The 17151-nt window shown below is 73.6% G+C and carries 19 protein-coding genes; 6 read left to right on the forward strand and 13 right to left on the reverse strand.

Annotated features, from left to right (window positions below):
* Nucleotides 1-657, reverse strand: a 657-nt coding sequence (locus tag EES43_RS31395; protein ID WP_241192453.1) for a helicase-associated domain-containing protein, incomplete at its 3' end; no start/stop codon positions are given.
* 137 nt (nucleotides 658-794) lie between these two features.
* Entirely contained in the window at nucleotides 795-1223 is a 429-nt protein-coding gene (locus EES43_RS16325) for a VOC family protein (RefSeq protein WP_124269396.1), read from the reverse strand.
* Nucleotides 1224-1406: 183 nt separating this feature from the next.
* Here EES43_RS16325 and EES43_RS16330 point away from each other — a divergent pair, with 183 nt between their 5' ends.
* Both EES43_RS16330 and EES43_RS16335 read left to right on the forward strand, forming a co-directional pair.
* A complete protein-coding gene (locus EES43_RS16330) occupies nucleotides 1407-2786 on the forward strand; it encodes an AAA family ATPase (protein WP_241192454.1) in 1380 nt (459 codons plus the stop codon).
* Nucleotides 2731-3357 (forward strand): RloB family protein, encoded by a 627-nt coding sequence (locus tag EES43_RS16335; RefSeq protein WP_124269397.1) that lies wholly within the window; start codon nucleotides 2731-2733, stop codon nucleotides 3355-3357. The genes EES43_RS16330 and EES43_RS16335 overlap by 56 nt, the downstream gene beginning before the upstream one ends.
* A 91-nt stretch (nucleotides 3358-3448) precedes the next feature.
* Here EES43_RS16335 and EES43_RS16340 read toward each other — a convergent pair whose 3' ends face one another.
* Nucleotides 3449-5983, reverse strand: a complete 2535-nt coding sequence (locus EES43_RS16340) for a helicase C-terminal domain-containing protein (RefSeq protein WP_124269398.1) — start codon at nucleotides 5981-5983, stop codon at nucleotides 3449-3451.
* Nucleotides 5984-6037: 54 nt separating this feature from the next.
* Here EES43_RS16340 and EES43_RS16345 point away from each other — a divergent pair, with 54 nt between their 5' ends.
* Nucleotides 6038-7576 (forward strand): hypothetical protein, encoded by a 1539-nt coding sequence (locus EES43_RS16345; RefSeq protein WP_124269399.1) that lies wholly within the window; start codon nucleotides 6038-6040, stop codon nucleotides 7574-7576.
* 28 nt (nucleotides 7577-7604) lie between these two features.
* Here EES43_RS16345 and EES43_RS16350 read toward each other — a convergent pair whose 3' ends face one another.
* Genes EES43_RS16350 through EES43_RS16365 form a run of 4 tightly spaced genes read right to left on the reverse strand, consistent with a single transcriptional unit; the run spans nucleotide 7605 to nucleotide 11612 of the window.
* On the reverse strand, nucleotides 7605-8579 hold the full coding sequence (locus EES43_RS16350) for an ABC transporter substrate-binding protein (protein ID WP_124269400.1): 975 nt from the start codon (nucleotides 8577-8579) through the stop codon (nucleotides 7605-7607).
* The gene (locus EES43_RS16355) at nucleotides 8576-9472 is read right to left on the reverse strand and encodes an ABC transporter ATP-binding protein (protein WP_124269401.1); all 897 of its coding nucleotides are present in this window, start codon (nucleotides 9470-9472) and stop codon (nucleotides 8576-8578) included. Before EES43_RS16355 ends, EES43_RS16350 begins: the two co-directional genes overlap by 4 nt.
* A complete protein-coding gene (locus tag EES43_RS16360; RefSeq protein ID WP_124272018.1) occupies nucleotides 9469-10572 on the reverse strand; it encodes a FecCD family ABC transporter permease in 1104 nt (367 codons plus the stop codon). Before EES43_RS16360 ends, EES43_RS16355 begins: the two co-directional genes overlap by 4 nt.
* 14 nt (nucleotides 10573-10586) lie before the next feature.
* Nucleotides 10587-11612: a FecCD family ABC transporter permease gene (locus tag EES43_RS16365; protein ID WP_124269402.1), complete on the reverse strand. Its 1026-nt coding sequence runs from the start codon at nucleotides 11610-11612 to the stop codon at nucleotides 10587-10589.
* 250 nt (nucleotides 11613-11862) lie between these two features.
* On the opposite strand from EES43_RS16365, the gene EES43_RS16370 reads away from it, so the two are divergent.
* Nucleotides 11863-12498, forward strand: coding sequence for an HAD family hydrolase (locus EES43_RS16370; protein ID WP_124269403.1), 636 nt, complete (start codon nucleotides 11863-11865; stop codon nucleotides 12496-12498).
* 69 nt (nucleotides 12499-12567) lie between these two features.
* On the opposite strand, the gene EES43_RS16375 is transcribed toward EES43_RS16370, so the two are convergent.
* Entirely contained in the window at nucleotides 12568-12807 is a 240-nt protein-coding gene (locus EES43_RS16375; RefSeq protein WP_124269404.1) for a hypothetical protein, read from the reverse strand.
* 167 nt (nucleotides 12808-12974) lie between these two features.
* Here EES43_RS16375 and EES43_RS31725 point away from each other — a divergent pair, with 167 nt between their 5' ends.
* Nucleotides 12975-13358, forward strand: coding sequence for a cold-shock protein (locus EES43_RS31725; RefSeq protein WP_124269405.1), 384 nt, complete (start codon nucleotides 12975-12977; stop codon nucleotides 13356-13358).
* 187 nt (nucleotides 13359-13545) lie between these two features.
* Here the strand turns inward: EES43_RS31725 and EES43_RS16385 are convergent, their stop codons facing one another.
* Nucleotides 13546-14157 carry a hypothetical protein gene (locus EES43_RS16385; RefSeq protein ID WP_124269406.1) on the reverse strand — a complete coding sequence of 204 codons (612 nt, stop codon included), beginning with the start codon at nucleotides 14155-14157 and terminating at the stop codon, nucleotides 13546-13548.
* Between the two features lie 9 nt (nucleotides 14158-14166).
* Nucleotides 14167-14358 carry a hypothetical protein gene (locus tag EES43_RS16390; RefSeq protein WP_241192455.1) on the reverse strand — a complete coding sequence of 64 codons (192 nt, stop codon included), beginning with the start codon at nucleotides 14356-14358 and terminating at the stop codon, nucleotides 14167-14169.
* A 290-nt stretch (nucleotides 14359-14648) separates the two neighbouring features.
* On the opposite strand from EES43_RS16390, the gene EES43_RS16395 reads away from it, so the two are divergent.
* A complete protein-coding gene (locus EES43_RS16395; RefSeq protein ID WP_124269407.1) occupies nucleotides 14649-15074 on the forward strand; it encodes a hypothetical protein in 426 nt (141 codons plus the stop codon).
* Between the two features lie 88 nt (nucleotides 15075-15162).
* Here the strand turns inward: EES43_RS16395 and EES43_RS16400 are convergent, their stop codons facing one another.
* The 3 genes from EES43_RS16400 to EES43_RS16410 form a co-directional block, all read right to left on the reverse strand.
* Nucleotides 15163-16038, reverse strand: a complete 876-nt coding sequence (locus EES43_RS16400; RefSeq protein WP_124269408.1) for a 1,4-dihydroxy-6-naphthoate synthase — start codon at nucleotides 16036-16038, stop codon at nucleotides 15163-15165.
* Complete coding sequence (locus EES43_RS16405; protein ID WP_124269409.1) at nucleotides 16019-16720, reverse strand: futalosine hydrolase; 702 nt, start codon at nucleotides 16718-16720, stop codon at nucleotides 16019-16021. Before EES43_RS16405 ends, EES43_RS16400 begins: the two co-directional genes overlap by 20 nt.
* Before the next feature lie 26 nt (nucleotides 16721-16746).
* On the reverse strand, nucleotides 16747-17151 hold a 405-nt coding region (locus EES43_RS16410; protein ID WP_124272019.1), incomplete at its 5' end, for a DUF2771 domain-containing protein.

Below are 17151 nucleotides of genomic sequence, written 5' to 3' on the forward strand. Positions count from 1 at the left end.
GGCCTGGGCCATCGCCCCGGCCCCGACGAGGGTCTTCCCGGCCCCGCAGGGCAGCACGACCACACCCGAGCCGCCGTGCCAGAACCCCTCGACGGCCTGCTTCTGGTAGGGCCGCAGGGCCCAGCCGTCCTCGGCCAGCTCGATCGGGTGCGCCTCGCCGTCGACGTACCCGGCGAGATCCTCGGCGGGCCAGCCGAGCTTCAGCAGGGTCTGCTTGACCTGCCCGCGCTCGGAGGGGTGCACGGCCACGGTGTCCGGGTCGATCCGGGCGCCGACCAGCGGCTGCACCTTCTTCGACCGCAGGATCTCCTCCAGCACGGGCCGGTCGGTGGTGGTGAGCACGAGCCCGTGCACGGGGTGCTTGGACAGGGTGAGCCGCCCGTACCGCGCCATCGTCTCGGCGATGTCGACCAGGAGGGCGTGCGGCACGGGGTAGCGGGAGTACTCGACGAGCGCGTCGACGACCTGCTCGGCGTCGTGCCCGGCGGCGCGGGCGTTCCACAGCCCGAGCGGGGTGACCCGGTAGGTGTGGATGTGCTCGGGCGCACGCTCCAGCTCGGCGAAGGGCGCGATGACACGACGGCAGGCGTCCGCCAGCTCGTGGTCGACTTCGAGGAGCAGCGTCTTGTCGCTCTGGACGATGAGGGGTCCGGTCACGCGCTTCGGCCCTTTCTGCGTGGTGCGACCGCCGATGCGGCCAAACGTCCAGTGTGCCGCATCGGCGCTCGGAGCGGGCAGGGCCGCGGACGCTCCCGCCCCGGGCGGCCCCGCACCGGCCCCGCCCGCCGGGCCTGTCAGAGGACGGGCTGCCCGATGCCCAGCAGGTTTCCCTCGCTGTCGTGGAACCAGGCGCCGCGCTCGCCCCGGGCGCCCTTGCTCGGGTAGTTCCCCTCGATCTCGGCGATCCCGTCGTCCCGGGTGCGCATACCGGGCAGGTCCACCTGCTCGAACACCACGCCGCGCCGGCGCAGCTCGGAGACGGCGGCCTCGATGTCGTCGACCTGCAACGCCATCTGCGTGAACGTGCCGGGAGAGGCGCCGGCCGACTGGAACACGACGAACTCGGTGTCCCCGCAGCGGTAGAGGAGCCCCCCGGGGCGTTCGTCGACGGGCGTCAGGCCCAGGCGATCGGCGTAGAACCGCCGGGCCCGCTCCAGATCCCGGGCGGGCAGCCGGGTCACCGCACGCGCGCCGGGCAGTACGTCGCTGTTGTCCGTCTTCATGCCCCTACTGTGCCGCGCGAGGGCGCGGCCGGGGCGGAGGAGCGCCGTCAGGGCCGGTTCAGCGGATACGCGTGTGCCTGCACAGGGCTCACACGGACGAGTGGCACCCCTGTGCAATGCTGTTTCACTGGCCCTATCGTCAGGCTATGACGATATGAGCTCTGAAAAGACATCATTCGATGCTTGGAGAGGCTGGCCATGCTGCTGCGGTTCCAGGTCACGAATCATGCCTCGCTCCTGGAGGAGCAGGACCTGTCCCTGGTCGCTGCCGACCGACACCCGGAGCGGGCCGAGTTTCCCTCCCCGAGCGGAAGTGAGTTCGCGGTTCCCGTCGTCGCGGTCTACGGCACCAATGCCTCCGGGAAGTCGAACGTCATCGACTCCATCGGCTGGATGCGTTCGGCTGTCCTCAGCTCGTTCCGCCGCTGGGATCCCAGCGGCGGAGTTCCGCGTCGGCCCTTCGCGCTCGGTCACGACGCTGCCGGGCGGCCCAGTTCGTTCGCGGTCGATTTCGTCGTCGGCGGGGTACACCACCAGTTCGGTTTCTCCGTCGACGACGAGCGGGTCACCGAGGAGTGGTTGTACTACTACCCCGAAGGACGGCAGCGGCGCCTGTACGAGCGAGGTGCCGACGACACGGTCACCTTCGGGCGGTGGCTCACCGGCCGGCGGAAGCTGATCGCGGAGCTGCTCAGGCCCAACAGTCTCTATCTCTCCGTCGCCGCAGCGCAGGGGCACGACCAGCTCGGTGAGGTTTTCAGGTGGTTTCGATCGGGTCTGCGGATGGCCACCGACCATGATTTTTCCCAACGTCTCGATCACACGATTGGGCTCTGTCTCGAAGGACGGGACGGTCAGGAGGCACAGCCCGTGCTGGACCTCCTTCGGTATGCCGACCTCGGTGTGTCCGGGCTGGAGATCCAGGACTGGGACGAGAACGTCCGAGAGGACCACCAGCGGATCACGCAGGCGCTTCGCGAGGCGCTCGGGGACAAGGTCCGCATCCAGGGGGACGCCAAACACCGTGTCAGGGTGGAACACCGGACTGCGGAGGGCGTCTTTCCTCTGGACCTCGCATACGAATCGAGCGGCACGCGTACGTGGATCGGCCTCATCGGCCCCGTCATCACCACGTTGGCCGGCGGCGGGGTGCTCTGCGTGGACGAACTGGACGCCCGCCTGCACCCCTATCTGGTCGACGCTCTCGTCGGCATGTTCCAGTCGCCCGAGATCAACGGCAGGGGGGCGCAGCTGGTCTTCAGCACGCACGAGGCGGCACTGCTCGGGCGCAATGTGCGTACCGAACTCTTCAGGGACCAGGTCTGGTTCACGGAGAAGGACCCGCGGACCCTGGCCACCGGGCTCTTTCCGCTGACCGACTTCTCGGTACGCGCTTCGGCCGACAACCTTGAGAGGCGGTACCTGGGAGGGCGCTACGGGGCGGTGCCGCATTTGGACGACGACCTGCTGCGGGAAGTGGCCGTGGCGTTCCGGCATGAGGGTGGGCGTGAAGCGGGGAAAGCCGCTGAAGCGGACGAAGGGCGTGCGCCCGGAGCAGCGTAGGTTTCTGATCTACTGCGAAGGGGAGCGCACCGAGGTCCAGTACTTCAAGGGATTGCGCGCGGATCTGCGGACCCTGCCCGTGTCGATCTGCCTCGGAGGAGAGCACGGGGAGCCTCGGTCACTCGTCCGCGCGGCGGTCGAGCACAAGCAACGCGCCCCGCATTCACCTCAGGACCGTCGTACGGCGTACGACGAAGTCTGGTGCGTGATCGACGTCGAAGCGCCGACGCCGCACGACGGCCTGGACGAGGCGTTGGAACTTGCCCGGCAGCACGAGGTACGGGTGGCGCTCACCAACCCGTGCTTCGAGTTGTGGGTCATGCTCCACTTCAGGAACGTCACGAGGTACAGCACATCGGACCAGGCGCAGCGGGAGCTGGAGAAGCTGGGTGCTTGCGGATACGCGACCGGTCGAAAGCACGTGGAGTACGACACGTTGCGCGACGGCTTCGGGCAGGCGCGAGACCGGGCGGAGGCGTTGAGGCTGCGGGCGTCGAAGGGGCACCGGCAGAATCCCTGGACGGATGTGGATCGGCTGGTGGCTCTGCTGAGAGCAGCACGGTATCCATGAGACGGGTGTGCCACGGGCGCTGACTTCGCTCCCTCCGTACGTGTTCGCCCGTACGTGCTCGGCCCGCCCGATCCCACCGGCCGCCCCGCCCTTATCCCGTGCCCTCCTCCACCAGCTCCGCCACCCCCGTGATCCGGTGCAGCGGATACGTGCGGACCTCGTCGGCCGTGTGGTCGTACGCCGTGACGAAGCCGCCCTCCACGCGGACCGGGGCGATGACGCGCTGGCTGGCCGCGCCGTCCGCGTTGACGTAGCCGATCCACACCGCCGAACCCGTCATGGCCGCCGCCTGGACCGTGGCCAGGGTCTCGGCCGACGTCGTGCGGGGCAGCGAGCCGGGGGCGGACGGGGCGGACGGGCCCTCGGCGGGCTCCTTGCGGACGACGGTGGCGGCCGTGTCGCCGGCCCGGATGGCCCGCACCGCCGCGCCCAGCAGTGTGCCGTCCGGGGCCGGCGGGCCCTCGGGCACCGGGACCGGCGGCGTGCGGGGCGGGGTGCGGCGCGCGCCGGCGCGGGTGATCAGGACGTCTCCGTCGGCCGATTCGGCGGCGGGCGCGTACCCCATCTCCCGCAGCGCTTCGAGCAGCGGGCCCGGGTCGCTCTGGGCGGCCAGGACCGTGGGCGCGAGCCGGCGCAGCCGTAGTCCGGTCGAGCGCCGGTCGGCCAGGATCTCGTTCAGCACGGCCTCGTCGTCGCACCGTACGTACGCCGACGCGGCCCCGATCCGCAGGTGGCCGTGGCGGCGGGCCACGTCGTCGATCAGGTAGCTCAGGGGCTGCGGCACCGGCGTACGGCTGTGCGCGGCCAGGAACGCGTGCAGGTCGGTGGCGGCCTGCCCGGCGTCCAGGGCGCGGCGCACCGAATGGGGCGTGAAGCGGTAGACCGTCGCCCCGCCCTTGGACTCGACGTCCGCGAGTACCGACAGCGTCTCCGCGAGCGGACGTTCCAGCGGGCCGGGCGCGACCGCCGTCAGGTCGGCCTGGAGCAGGACGTGGTCCAGCGGTTCGGGCAGCAGCGGTGCGAGGCGGGCGGCGGCTGCCCCGGGGCCCTCGTCCAGCAGGGCGCGGGCCTGCGAGGAGAGCGCGCCCCGGCCCGTGACGCCCAGCAGCTCCGCCTCGTTGAGCGTCCACAGCGCGAGCCGGGAACGGAGGTCCGAGGCGTCGTCGGCCGCCGTGGCGCTCCGGTCCCCGGCGCCCGGGAAGTGGGCGGCGGAGGGCCCCGAGCGGTCGCCCTGCGCGGGCCGGGCCGTACCGCGCAACGGCCGCTCCCAGCGCAGCCGTTCGAGCAGGGTCGCCGGGTCCGGCGCGGTGCCCGGCGGCAGTTGGGCGAACAGGGTCAGCACCCGGCGGCGTACGTCGGGGGCCGCCGACCGGTCCAGCTCCGGGCCGAGCGCCGACAGGGCCCGGCCCTTGGCGTCCTGGCCGCCGACCAGGCCGGCGGTACGGGTGGCGGGGAGCCAGGCGGTGACCAGACGGGTCCACCGTTCGTGCGCGGGCAGGTCGAGCCACTCGTCGTAGGCGGGCGTCGCCGCGTACCGCTCGTCGCTCTCGCCGTCGGAGGCCAGCAGCCCGGCCGCGTAGGCGAGTTCGATCCAGAACGCGGCGACCGGCTCGGTCGCGTCCATCGCGTTCGCCGCCCGCTTGAGCTCCCGCACGCTCAGCCCGCCGGCCCGCAGGATCGCGGGCCCGCCGCCGTTCCAGAGCTTCAGCAGCTCCTCGATGGTGGACAGGGCGGTGAACGCCTGTCCGGCCGCGGCTCTGTCCACAGCCTGTGGATCGCGTTCGGCGAGGGCGGCGACGACCGGCGCGACGGGCTCGGGCCGCCGGTGCGCCCGCCCGGCGCGCAGATGCAGCGCGGCCTCGCGCGGCAGGACGACCGTACGGGTGGACACCGGCAGCAGCAGCCCCCGGTCGCGCAACCACTTCACCGGCGGGGTCGGGTTCGGGGTCACCTCGCCGTACGGCGGGCCCCACACCAGCCGGTCCAGGACGGACAGCGCCTCCACCGGGGCGGAGTCGAGCAGCTCCGCCATCCGCGTCCGGTCGGTGAACAGCGCGCACAGCGCGGACACGGCGGAGACCGGGTCGTGCGTGGCGGGCAGTCCGGCCGCGGCCAGGATCTCCTGGAGGCGGCCCGGCGACATCCCGGCCGTGGCCTCGGTGACGGTCGGGCCCAGGCCGGTGGGGGAGGGGTGCTGCGGGGACGGGGCGAGCAGTTCGCGGGCGGTGCGCACCAGCCGCAGCCGTTCGTCCTCGCCCCAGACGAGGGCCTGTTCGCGCAGCGCCGCCAGCGCGCCGGGCAGTGCGGCGGTGATCGCCGCCCCGGCCTCGTCGTGCTGCTCGCCGTCGTCGAGGCCGTCCCCGGTGAGCAGCGAGAGGAGTACGGCGTACGGGGCCGGGTCCGGGGCCACCGCGAGCGCTTCGGCGGTCTGGAGCGCGAACCGGTCCAGGTGTTCCAGCGCCCGCACGACGGAGGCCCGGGTGCCGGCCCGGGTGGCGAGCTGGGTGATGTCGTTCGGCACCGGGGTGAGGAGGTCGGGGCGGGCACGCAGCAGCCCGGCCAGCGATTCGTCGCCCCGGGCGCGCAGGGCTTCGGCGAGCGTGCGCGGTGGTGTGGTCGTCCCCATCCGTCCCACGGTAGCCGCTGAAACGCTACCGTCGGGGCAGGGCCGGTAGAGGGGATGCACCGCGTGGGGATCGAGAGCGACCAGCTCGTCTACGACTACCTGAGCCGGGTCGGCGACCTGGCCCAGCGGCAACAGCTCACCTCGGGCGCCCGGATGCGGCTCGTGTCGGACCTGCGCGGAGAGATCGACCGGCAGCGCGGCGCGGAGGGCGCGGACTCCCCGGCGGCCGTACGCCGCATCATCGGCAGGCTCGGCAGCCCGGACGAACTGGTCGCCGCCGCGGCGCGGTCGGGCGACGGTCCCGCCCCGTCGCGGCAGGAGCCGAGCGTTCCGCAGGCGGCTTTTGACGAGCCCGGGGCGGGGCGCGTCGGTGGGCGTCGCCCGGTGCCCCGGCCCCGGAGCGGGCTGCCGCGCAAGGACCCGAAAACCGGTTCCGGGCGGGGCGCGTCGCGCCCGGCCCGGGGCGGCGGGGACGGCGGCGCGGACGGCGGCGCGGACGGGGGAGCGTACACGGGTGCGGACAAGGCCGGGGGCAGGGTTGCGGAGCCGGGCGCGGGCTCCGGCGCGGACCGTACGCGGGTCGTCGGCGGCGGTCGCGGCGGCGCTCCGCGCAAGGGCGGGTCCGGGGCCGGGCTGTTCGGAGCGGCAGCAGCCGCCGGCGGCTTCTTCCTCGGCCGGCGGGGCAACGGCCGGTCCGGCGCGGCCGGGGACTCCCGCACGGGAGCCGGACCGGCGGCCGGGCGCGGCGACGCCGACCCGTCGCGCACCGGGCCCGGCGGCGGCTCCGGCGCGTCCGCCGGAGGCGCGTCCGCCGGGAGCGCGTCCGCCGGGAGCGCGTCCGCCGGGAGCGCGTCCGCCGACGACGCGCCCCGGCCCTTCCCCGACTGGCCCGACCCCTCCGCCCCGCACGTCATCGGGCTGGACCGGTCGGGCGGCGGGCCGGGCGAGGACGACTGGTGGCGCCTGGAGCCGGGGCCGTTCGACGAGGGCGCCGGGGTCGGCGGGTTCGTCGGCGGCATCGAGGCGCCGGAGCTGCTGGGCCGCCCGGTCGGCCGTCGCGCCCCGGGCAGGGACGCGCAGGCGGAGGACGGTGGGCCCGACGGCCCGGACCAGGAGCCGGAGGGCACGGGCGCGGGCGTGGAGAAGGCCGGAGGCGTGCCCGCCCCGCGCCGCGGCCCGCGGCTCCCGAGGCTCCGCCGCCGCAGGCCGGCCGCCGCCGAGCCCGTAGCCGCAGCCGCCGCCCCCGCGCCGCGCCGCGGGCTCGGCCACCCGCTTCCGCTGCTGGCCGCCGCGCTCCTCGTGGCGGGAGTGGTGACCGGTTCCTGGCTGCCGCTCGCGGGCGGCTGGCTGATCGCGTACGGCTCGCGCACCCTCTCCCGTACGGAGGCGAAGTGGGCGGCGCTCGGTCTGCCGGGCGTGGTCGCGGCGGGGGCCGTGGTGTGGGTCTGGGGCCGGCTGGAGGGCCGCTGGGGCGAACCCGTCCGCGACGGCGCGCTGGGCGAGGAGCTGGCCGGGGCCTGGCCGATGGTGGTCCGGGTCGCGGCCGTGGCCTCCGCGCTCTACCTGGTGTGGCGGGCGCGGAGGCGGGCCTGAGGGGCGGGCCCTCGGGCCCGGACGTGTCCTACGGCGCGAGGTCCTTCTTCAGCTCGTCGAGGATCTTCCCGGCCGCCGTGTAGCCGATGCCCTGGATCCACAGCTGGTCGTCGACCGCGAAGACCTTGCCGTTCTTCACGGCGGCCATGTTCTTCCACAGGCCGCTGCCCGTGGTCCGGGTCTCCTTGGACTTCTCCGGGTCGCCGTACGTCGAGTGGAACACCGCGTCCGCGTCCGCGAGGTCGATGCGCTCGGGGCTGACGTCGTAGGAGAAGCCGTCCTTCGCCCTGTCCACGACGGCGGGGCGGCCGAGGCCGACGTCGGCGAGGATCGTGCCGATGTAGTTCTTCCGGCCGTAGACGCGGATGTCCGCGCCCTCGACGAAGCGGACCATGTTGACCTCGGTCGCGGCGGCCCTCTCCTTGCCGCCCAGGGCCTCGGTCACCTCCGCCGCGTGCTCGGCGTAGTCGGCGACGGTCCTCCGCGCCTCGGCCTTCCTGCCGAGGGCCGCCGCGTGGACCCGGAAGTTCTCCTTCCAGGGGTAGCCGGTGTTCTCCGTCATCACGGTCGGCGCGATCCGGCTCAGTTCGGCGTAGCGGTCGCCGTGCCGGACCTTGCTGGTGAGGATGAGGTCGGGCCGGAGAGCGGCGACGGCCTCCAGGTTCGGCGTCATCATCGCGCCGACGTCGGCGATGCCCGCGACCCGGTCCCTCGGCAGGTAGTCCAGGAACCCGGACGCCACGTCCGCGTGGGTCGCGCCGACGGGTTTCACGCCGAGGGTGAGGGCCGAGTCCAGCTCGGCGGTGTCCAGGACGACGACGCGCCGCGGGGCGGCCGGGACCTTCACGTCGCCCATCGCCGTACTGATCGTGCGGTTCGGGGAGTCCTCGGAGGCCGAGCCGCCCTCCGAGGTGCCGGAGGAGGATCCGCAGGCGGTCAGCGCCAGGGCGGCGGCCACGGTGAGTAACGCGGCGGCGGGTGTACGGGTTCGGTGCGGGGTCATGTCTCGGAGAGCCTTTCCGTTTCCGGGAGTCGGGGCGGCGGTGGGAGTCGGAGCGGGGGCGGGGTCCAGGGGGCGCCGGGAACGACGAGCGGCGAACCCGTCACCGGGTCCGGGACGATCACCGCCTCCAGGCCGAAGACCTCGCGCACGAGAGCGGCGGTGACGACGTCGGCGGGCGGCCCCTCGGCGACGATGCGGCCCTCCTTCATGGCGATCAGGTGGTCCGCGTAGCGGGCGGCCTGGTTGAGGTCGTGCAGCACGGTGACGACCGTACGGCCGGGGGAGCCGTCGGCGGCAGGGGCCGCGAGCCGGCGGACCAGGTTCAGCACCTCCACCTGGTGGGAGATGTCGAGGTACGTCGTGGGCTCGTCGAGCAGCAGCAGGTCCGTCTCCTGGGCGAGCGCCATCGCGATCCACACCCGCTGGCGCTGTCCGCCCGACAGCTCGTCCACCGGCCGCTCCGCCAGGGCCGTCACATCCGTACGGGCCATGGCGTCGGTGACCGCCCGCTCGTCCTCGTCCGACCACTGCCGCCACCAGCTCTGGTGCGGCTGGCGGCCCCGGGCCACCAGGTCGGAGACGGTGATGGCCTCCGGGGCCACCGGGGTCTGCGGAAGCAGTCCGATGGACCGGGCGATGGTCCGCGTCGGCATCCGGGCCAGTTCCGTACCGTCCAGCAGCACCGCCCCGCCGCGCGGCTTCAGCAGCCGGCCGAGGGCCCGCAGCGTGGTGGACTTGCCCCAGGCGTTCGGGCCGACGACGACGGTGACGCGCCCGTCGGGCACGGCGAGGTCCAGTGCGCGTACGACGGTGCGTTCCTCGTACGCGAGGGTCAGGGCGCGCGCCGCGAGCCGGCTCGTCGGCGGCGGCGGGCCACCGGTCGTCGGGCTCATGCGGTGCCTCCTCGGGGGCCGCGGCGACCGCGGACGATCAGCCGGATCAGGTACGGGGCGCCGACCGCGGCCGTGAGAACGCCCACCGGCAGCTCGGTCGGGGCGAACAGGCGGCGGGCGAGCAGGTCGGCCAGGACGACGATGACCGCGCCGAGCAGCGCCGAGCAGAGCAGCGGGATCTGCGCGGTCCGGGCCGCCCGGCGCGCGATCTGCGGGGCGAGCAGCGCCACGAAGTCCACCGGGCCCGCCGTGCCCGTCGCCACGGACGCCAGGACGACGCCGAGTGCGACCAGCCCGAGGCGTACCGCGCCCAGGCGTACGCCCAGGGCGGTCGCCGTGTCGTCGTCCAGGGTGACGGCGCGCTGCGCGCGGGCCGCCCACAGCACGGCGGGCAGCAGGGCCAGCAGCGTCCAGCCGATCGGCGCGGCCTCCGGCCAGCCGCGCCCGCTCAGCGAGCCGGTCATCCAGATCTGCGCCTGCTGGGCGACCTGGTAGTCGCCCTTGGTCAGGAAGAGCGTGGTGAGCGACCGCAGCGCGACGGCCACGCCGATGCCCACGAGGACGAAACGGGTGGCGTGCAGTCCGCCGCGCCAGGCGAAGACGTACACCAGGGCCGCCGCCGCGACGCCGCCCGCGACGGAGAGCGGCGGCAGGAGGGTGTACGAGGTGACGCCGAACGTCATCGCGCCGACCGTGAGCGCGCTCGCGCCCTGGCTGACGCCGATGACGTCGGGGCTGGCGAGCGGATTGCGGGCCACCGTCTGGATCAGCGCCCCGGCGATCCCGAACGCCGCGCCGACCAGCAGCCCGACGACCGTGCGGGGCAGCCGGAGCGTCCCCACGACCAGCTCGGCCGGGGACGGCAGCCCGAGGAGCACCCGTACCGCCTCGGCGGGCGGGACGAAGCTCTCGCCGACGCAGAGGTGGGCGAGGCAGACCGCCGCGAGCACCACGGCCAGCACGGCCGCGACGGCGGACGCCCGCCGGTGCAGCAGGAACCGGCCGTGCGCCCCGGCCCTCACCACGGCGTACCCGGCGGGCCGGACCCGTACGGGATCGGGGGCGGGGGAGCGGGCGTCGGCGGGGGCGTCACCGGTCAGGGCCGGGGCGTCGCTCACGCGGGCACCGCCTTCCGCCGGACCAGGGCGACCAGGAAGGGCACGCCGATCAGGGCCGTCATCACACCCGCCGGGACCTCGCCCGGCGGGAACACGATCCGGCCGACGACGTCGGAGACGAGCAGCATCACCGGTCCGGTCAGCGCGGCCATCGGCAGCAGCCAGCGGTGGTCGCCGCCGACCAGGGCGCGGGCGATGTGCGGAACGGCCAGCCCGACGAACGCGATCGGCCCGGCGGCGGCGACCCCGGCGCCGGTCAGCACGGTCGCCCCGAGACCGCCGGTGATCCGCACCGCCGCGACGTTCTGCCCGAGCCCCTTCGCCACGTCCTCGCCGAGGGCCAGCGCGTTCAGGCCGCGCGCCACGGAGAGCACCAGTGCGCCGCCCAGGAGCAGGAACGGCCACACCTGCCCGACCACCTCCCACTCCCGCCCGGCGACCGAACCCACCTGCCAGAAGCGGAACTCGTCGAGCGCCGACGCCCGGGTGGTGAGGACCGCCGTCGTCACCGAGACGAGCAGCGCGTTGACCGCCGCGCCGCCGAGCGCGAGCTTCACCGGTGTCGCGCCCCCGCGACCGCCCGCGGCGATGGCGTACACGGCGACCGCGGCGACGGCGGCTCCGGCGAAGGCGAACCAGACGTACCCGGTGAGCGTGTGGACGCCCGCGTACGCGATGGCGAGCACCACCGCGACCGAGGCGCCCTGGCTGATCCCGAGGACGCCGGGGTCGGCGATGGGGTTGCGGGTGATGCCCTGGAACACCGTGCCCGCCAGCGCGAGGGCCGCGCCGACCATGAGCCCGACGAGCGTGCGCGGCAGCCGCATGGCGCGGACCACCTCGGCTGCCTCGGAGTGTCCGCCGTGCAGCAGGGCGTCCAACACATCGCGCGGGGGGACGGCGCGCGCGCCCACGGCGAGGCTGAGCAGCACGGCGAGCGACAGCGCCACCAGGGCCCCGGCCGTCGCGGTCGCGCGCCCGCGGAGGCGGGACGCGCGCGGGGCGGCGGCTAACGCTGACATCTGACCCCATCGAGACGGACGCGGTGCGTTGACGGGAGCGGCGGCTTTCCCTCACGCGACGGCGACCGGGCCGCGCGGTCGGGGCCGCTCCTGAGGCTCGGCCAAGTCTAAGGGCTGTCCCCGCCCCGCAGACGGAGTCTGTCGATCAGGCCGGGCGATCATCGGGCCGGGCGATCGGGCCCGCGCGGCCGGGCCGCCGATGACCGGGCTGGTGGCCGCTCAGGGGCGGCCGGTCGGCACAATGGGCCGCATGGCTTCCACGGCACCGCTCCCGTTGACGGTCGGCTTCGACCTCGACATGACGCTCATCGACTCCCGTTCCGGCATCGCCGCCACCTACCGGGCGCTGTCCGCCGGGACGGGCGTGCCCATCGACGACGCCCTCGTGGTGACCAGGATCGGGCCGCCGCTGGAGACGGAGCTGGCGCACTGGTTCCCGGCCGAGGAGGTGCCCGCCGCCGCGGACCGCTACCGCGCGCTCTACCCCAGCCACGCGATAGCCCCGAGCACGGCGCTCGCCGGGGCCCGGGAATCGGTGGCGGCGGTGCGGGCGCTGGGCGGCCGGGCGATCGTCGTCACCGCGAAGCACGAACCGAGCGCCGAACTGCACCTGGCCCACCTCGGGATCGAACCGGACACGGTGATCGGCCGGCTGTGGGCGGAGGCCAAGGGCGAGGCGCTGCGGGAGCACGCGGCACAGGTGTACGTCGGCGACCACGTCGGGGACGTACGCGGGGCGCGGGCGGCCGGAGCCGTGTCGGTCGCCGTGACGACGGGCCCGTGCGACGCCCAGGAGCTGCGGGAGGCGGGCGCGGACGTGGTGCTGGCCGACCTGACCGGTTTCCCGGCCTGGCTGCGGGCCTTCGAGGCGGCACGCGCGGCTTGACCGCCGGGAACGCGCGCGGCCTGACCGCCGGGAACGCGCGCGGTCTGACCGCCGGGATTGGGACAGCCCTCAGCCGCGGCTCGCGGCCCGCTTCGGGGAGCTGATCCAGGCCGAACGCACGACACCGGCTCCGGCGATGAGGAAGCCGACCCCCATCAGCATGCAGACCGCGTAGGCGACCGGCGGGAACGGGTCCGTGCCCAGGAACAGCGGGGCCACAGTGACCAGGGTGGCCAGTGCGCCGACGAAGAAGACGATCGCGCCGACCTGAACGAGCCGGTCGCCTGCGCCTGAAGGAGTAGTAGTCACGTCCCCAGGGTAGTTCCCAGCCCGGAGGAACACTCCAGCGACGTCTTGTCACCGGCCGCAGGGCCATTAGCCTTGGACCGGGCGGGTCTCGGTGACCCGCTGTACTGCTATCCGGAGCCGTTCACCGGCTCTCCCGAGCATCGACGAGTACGAGGACGAGGACAGACGTGCCCACCGGCAAGGTCAAGTGGTTCAACAGCGAGAAGGGCTTCGGCTTTCTCTCCCGCGACGACGGCGGCGACGTCTTCGTCCACTCGTCGGTACTCCCTGCCGGAGTCGACGCGCTCAAGCCCGGTCAGCGTGTGGAGTTCGGCGTGGTCGCGGGCCAGCGCGGTGACCAGGCCCTCTCCGTGGTGGTCCTCGACCCCGCCCCGTCCGTGGCCGCCGCCCAGCGCCGCAAGCCGGACGAGCTGGCCTCGATCGTCCAGGACCTGACGACGGTCCTGGAGAACATCACGCCGCTGCTGGAGCGCGGGCGCTACCCCGACAAGGCCGCGGGCGCGAAGATCGCGGGCCTGCTGCGAGCGGTCGCCGACCAACTGGACGTGTAGCCGGTTCGCCCACCTCACGCGCGGCTCCGGTGCTGGGGTTCCGTGCCTTCCGGAAGGCAGGGAACCCCAGCACCTTTTGCGTGTGCCGGGCCACTGTTCGGCGGCCGGGTCGTAGCAGGAGGAGGCATGCGCCGGACGCCTCCTCGCCCTCACTTCTTCGAGGCTTTCGGTTCCGGCCTGAGCGTGGTCAGGACTGGCTCTCAGCGAAGAGCCGTGCGGGTCTGGCCAGCGCGGCCCGTATCGCGCCCCCTCGTGTCAGTGGGGCGCGGTCCACCCCGGCGAACAGCGTGACCAGGGCGATGTCTGCGGCGACGGCTCGGCCTGCAACCCGCACATTCAGCTGCTTGTTCCCGCCGAACCCTGACTGCTTCGCGGTGATGGACACACCGGGGTCCTCGGCGTCGGCCTCCCGCCGCAGAACGAACTGCTTGCGGTTGTGCGCGAACAAGCTGTAGCGGTCGCCTCCGTAGCGGAAGCGCAGCGCGCGGGCCCGGTGCGTCAAGCCGAACCGGTTGCGCGTCAGATGGACCATGGCGTCGCCGACCCTGAGCGTCGAACGGTTGAGCGTCGGAAGGTCCGCGGCTTCGGTGTGGAGACCCCGGGTTTCGAACGTCGCGGTGGGGATCGACGAGCCGCGTACCTCGGAGACCACGCTCCCGGGAGTTGTTTTCCGGGGCAGCGGGGCGGTCAACACGATGTCGCCGAACTCGGTGGAAGTGCCGTGGTAGCCCGCCTTCCGTTCATGAGTGCGGCCCTCCTTCCAGAAGACGAGGGTGAACGGTGTGGTGGCGGTGTGCATCGGTCTCCTTCAGTCGAACGGATTGGGGGCGCTGCCCAGTTTCTTCCCGCCGCCGGTGATGCCGTCCTTGACGTCTGACGCCTTGTCACCGAACCACCTTCCTGTTACCGGGCTGGGGGCGACGGCCAGAGCGGTCATGGACGCGCTGAACGCGTTGTCAGTCAGGTCGGTCGCGAACTTCGAGGGATCTTCCTTGATCATGCGGTGTCGTACCTGCCCGCCTCGGGCCGAGCCGGCGGCGGGCCTGCCTTCGCCCCCTGTCACCTTTCTGCCGCAGCGCCGTTGGCGGAAGCCTCTGCGGACCGCTGACATGCTGACCACCGGGCTGGGCGGAGAACCACGGAACGACAGCCCCCGCCGAGGGCGGGCCCGCTCCGTCCTCGGCGGAGTGAATCGTGCGGATCGACGGGAGCCCGATCATGCGGACAGCCGGAAGGACCTCCCGCTGTGCGGTCGCCGTGGCACTGCTGCTACCGGCGATGACGTCGTGCGTGTCTCACGAAACACAGCGGACGACCCCCGGCCAGCCCGCTGGGGAGACGGCCAGGGTCGCCTCCATCCAGTTCGGATTCAGCATCGACGACATCGTGACGGACCATCAGTACAAAGGGCAGCGGAGCACGTTCCACATCACCTACCAGTACCGGAACGGTCTCGTGGGGCCCACCGCCACCAAAGGAAGCGAAGTCGTGAAGGACGACACCTACCCGTTCTTCCAGAACGTCCGGAACGGAATCATCTCCGACATCAGGAACTACCCCCGGAAGAAAGACTTCTACGAGATCTTTCTCGGCAACCTCGCCGAAGGCACCCTCGCCGACTACCCGCAGTTGTCATGGATCCGTATCAAGGTCGACGTGCCGGCCTACGCGAGCGTCCGCACGGCCCGGTTCGCCACGGTCTTCGCGGAGCAGTGAAGTCACCGAGCCGCTTGCCGCCGGATGGACCGGACCCGGCCCTCCGCCGACGCGACCATCACATCCCTGGGCCGTCCGCGGCGTCCCCTCAGGGAAAGGCCAGCGCGTCCGGGGCCAGGGCCGGGACCAGGCCCTCGGCCGCGGCGCGGGTCAGCAGGCCGCGGACCGCCGCGTAGCCGTCCTCGCCGAGGTCCGCGGTGAACTCGTTGACGTACAGGCCGATGTGCTGGTCCGCGACGGCCGGGTCCATCTCCTGGGCGTGCTCCAGGACGTACGGCCGGGAGGTCTCCGGGCTGTCCCACGCCATCCGGACCGAGCCGCGCACCGCGTCGGCCAGTCGCCGCAGTGCTTCCGCGCCCAGGGAGCGCTTGGCGATGATCGCGCCCAGCGGGATCGGCAGCCCGGTGGTGTCCTCCCAGTGCCGCCCCATGTCGGCCAGGTTGTGCAGGCCGAAGTCCCGGTAGGTGAAGCGGGCCTCGTGGATGACCAGGCCGGCGTCGACCTTGCCGTCGCGCACGGCCGGCATGATCTCGTGGAACGGCATGACGACCACCTCGCCGACGCCGCCGGGCACCGTCTCCGCCGCCCACAGCCGGAACAGCAGGTACGCCGTCGAGCGCTCGCTCGGGACGGCGACGGTCCGGCCGGTCAGGTCGAGGCCCATCTCCTTGGTGAGGACGAGCGGGCCGCAGCCCCGGCCCAGGGCCCCGCCGCACGGCAGCAGCGCGTACTCGTCCAGCACCCACGGCAGCACCGCGTACGAGACCTTCAGGACGTCCAGCTCGCCGCGCTCGGCCATGCCGTTGGTGATGTCGATGTCGGCGAAGGTGACGTCCAGCGCGGGCGCGCCGGGGACCCGGCCGTGCGCCCAGGCGTCGAAGACGAAGGTGTCGTTGGGGCAGGGCGAGTAGGCGATCCGCGTCGCGTTCTCGGCAGGGCGGGGGCTAGCCGCGGTGTCGGTCATGGTGGGTCCAACCTTCCAGTACGGGCGCGGTCTTCCCGAACGCGTCGCCGAGGGCGGCCAGCGCGTCGCCGATGCGCCAGGCGTCCCGGTCGCGGGGGCCGACGGCGTTGGAGACGGCCCGCAGTTCCAGGGCGGGCACGGCGGCCCGCTCGGCGGCCTCCGCCACCCCGAAGCCCTCCATCGCCTCGGCCAGCGCCCCGGGGTGCGCGGCGCGCAGGGCGGCGGCGCGGGCGGCGGTGCCGGTGACGGTGGAGACGGTGAGCACGGGACCGATCGCGGCCCCGGCCGTGTCCGCCGCCTCCCGTACGAGCGCGGGCGGCGGCGCGAAGCGGTCCCGGCCGAAGCCGAGCGCGGTGACGGGCAGGAAGCCGTCCGGGGTCTCGGCGCCCAGGTCGGCGGCGACGATCTCGCTCGCGACGACCAGTGAGCCGAGCGGGGCTGCCGGGGCGAATCCGCCGCCGATCCCGGCCGAGACGACGAGCGCGTACGGCTCGGGGGCCGAGGCCAGGGCGAAGGCGGCGGCAGCGGCGGCGGCGGCCGGTCCCACGCCGCCCGCCAGGACGTCGAAGGCGCCGGCGCGGTGGAGTTCCGCGCCCGGCGCGGTGATCACCGAAGAGCCCCCCAACGCACGCGTCACCGCGTCCCGTTCGGCCGGGACGGCGGTGACGACGAGTACGCGCACGGGGCGGCGGACCTCCGGGGGAGGGGTCAGGACTTCTTGACGAACTCGAACTGCCAGATGCCGGTGAGCCGCTTGCCCTTGGCCTCGACGATGGAGACCTGGGTCTTCTTGGCGGGCGCGCCCGTCTGGCTGGCGAAGAACGCGTTGCCGGGGATGGTCCGGTAGGTCCCCTTGAACGGCTCCTGCTCGGCCTGCTGGCCGTTGATGAAGAGCGTCCAGCCGTTGTCGGCGATCTCGGGGTCGACGCCGAAGCGGACCTTGTCGTCCATGGCGACCTTGATGGTCTTCTCCGGCTTCTTGTTCAGGCAGCCCTGGATCAGCGACTCCTTGATCGCGTCACCGTCGTTGTAGCAGGCCGCCTCGGAGTTCACCGAGTCGCTGCCGACCGTCACGGTGGCGAGCGGCGTCGGCTTGTCGCAGGCGGACAGGAC

The organism is Streptomyces sp. ADI96-02, from assembly GCF_003846185.1.
Taxonomy (GTDB): domain Bacteria; phylum Actinomycetota; class Actinomycetes; order Streptomycetales; family Streptomycetaceae; genus Streptomyces.

Bases quoted from the DNA above. Each gene is read 5' to 3' on its own strand.
- EES43_RS16325 (WP_124269396.1), bottom strand. From the start codon at position 1,223: ATGAAGACGGACAACAGCGACGTACTGCCCGGCGCGCGTGCGGTGACC.
- EES43_RS16340 (WP_124269398.1), bottom strand. From the start codon at position 5,983: ATGGGGACGACCACACCACCGCGCACGCTCGCCGAAGCCCTGCGCGCC.
- EES43_RS16345 (WP_124269399.1), top strand. From the start codon at position 6,038: ATGCACCGCGTGGGGATCGAGAGCGACCAGCTCGTCTACGACTACCTG.
- EES43_RS16350 (WP_124269400.1), bottom strand. From the start codon at position 8,579: ATGACCCCGCACCGAACCCGTACACCCGCCGCCGCGTTACTCACCGTG.
- EES43_RS16355 (WP_124269401.1), bottom strand. From the start codon at position 9,472: ATGAGCCCGACGACCGGTGGCCCGCCGCCGCCGACGAGCCGGCTCGCG.
- EES43_RS16365 (WP_124269402.1), bottom strand. From the start codon at position 11,612: ATGTCAGCGTTAGCCGCCGCCCCGCGCGCGTCCCGCCTCCGCGGGCGC.
- EES43_RS16370 (WP_124269403.1), top strand. From the start codon at position 11,863: ATGGCTTCCACGGCACCGCTCCCGTTGACGGTCGGCTTCGACCTCGAC.
- EES43_RS16385 (WP_124269406.1), bottom strand. From the start codon at position 14,157: ATGCACACCGCCACCACACCGTTCACCCTCGTCTTCTGGAAGGAGGGC.
- EES43_RS16390 (WP_241192455.1), bottom strand. From the start codon at position 14,358: ATGATCAAGGAAGATCCCTCGAAGTTCGCGACCGACCTGACTGACAAC.
- EES43_RS16400 (WP_124269408.1), bottom strand. From the start codon at position 16,038: ATGACCGACACCGCGGCTAGCCCCCGCCCTGCCGAGAACGCGACGCGG.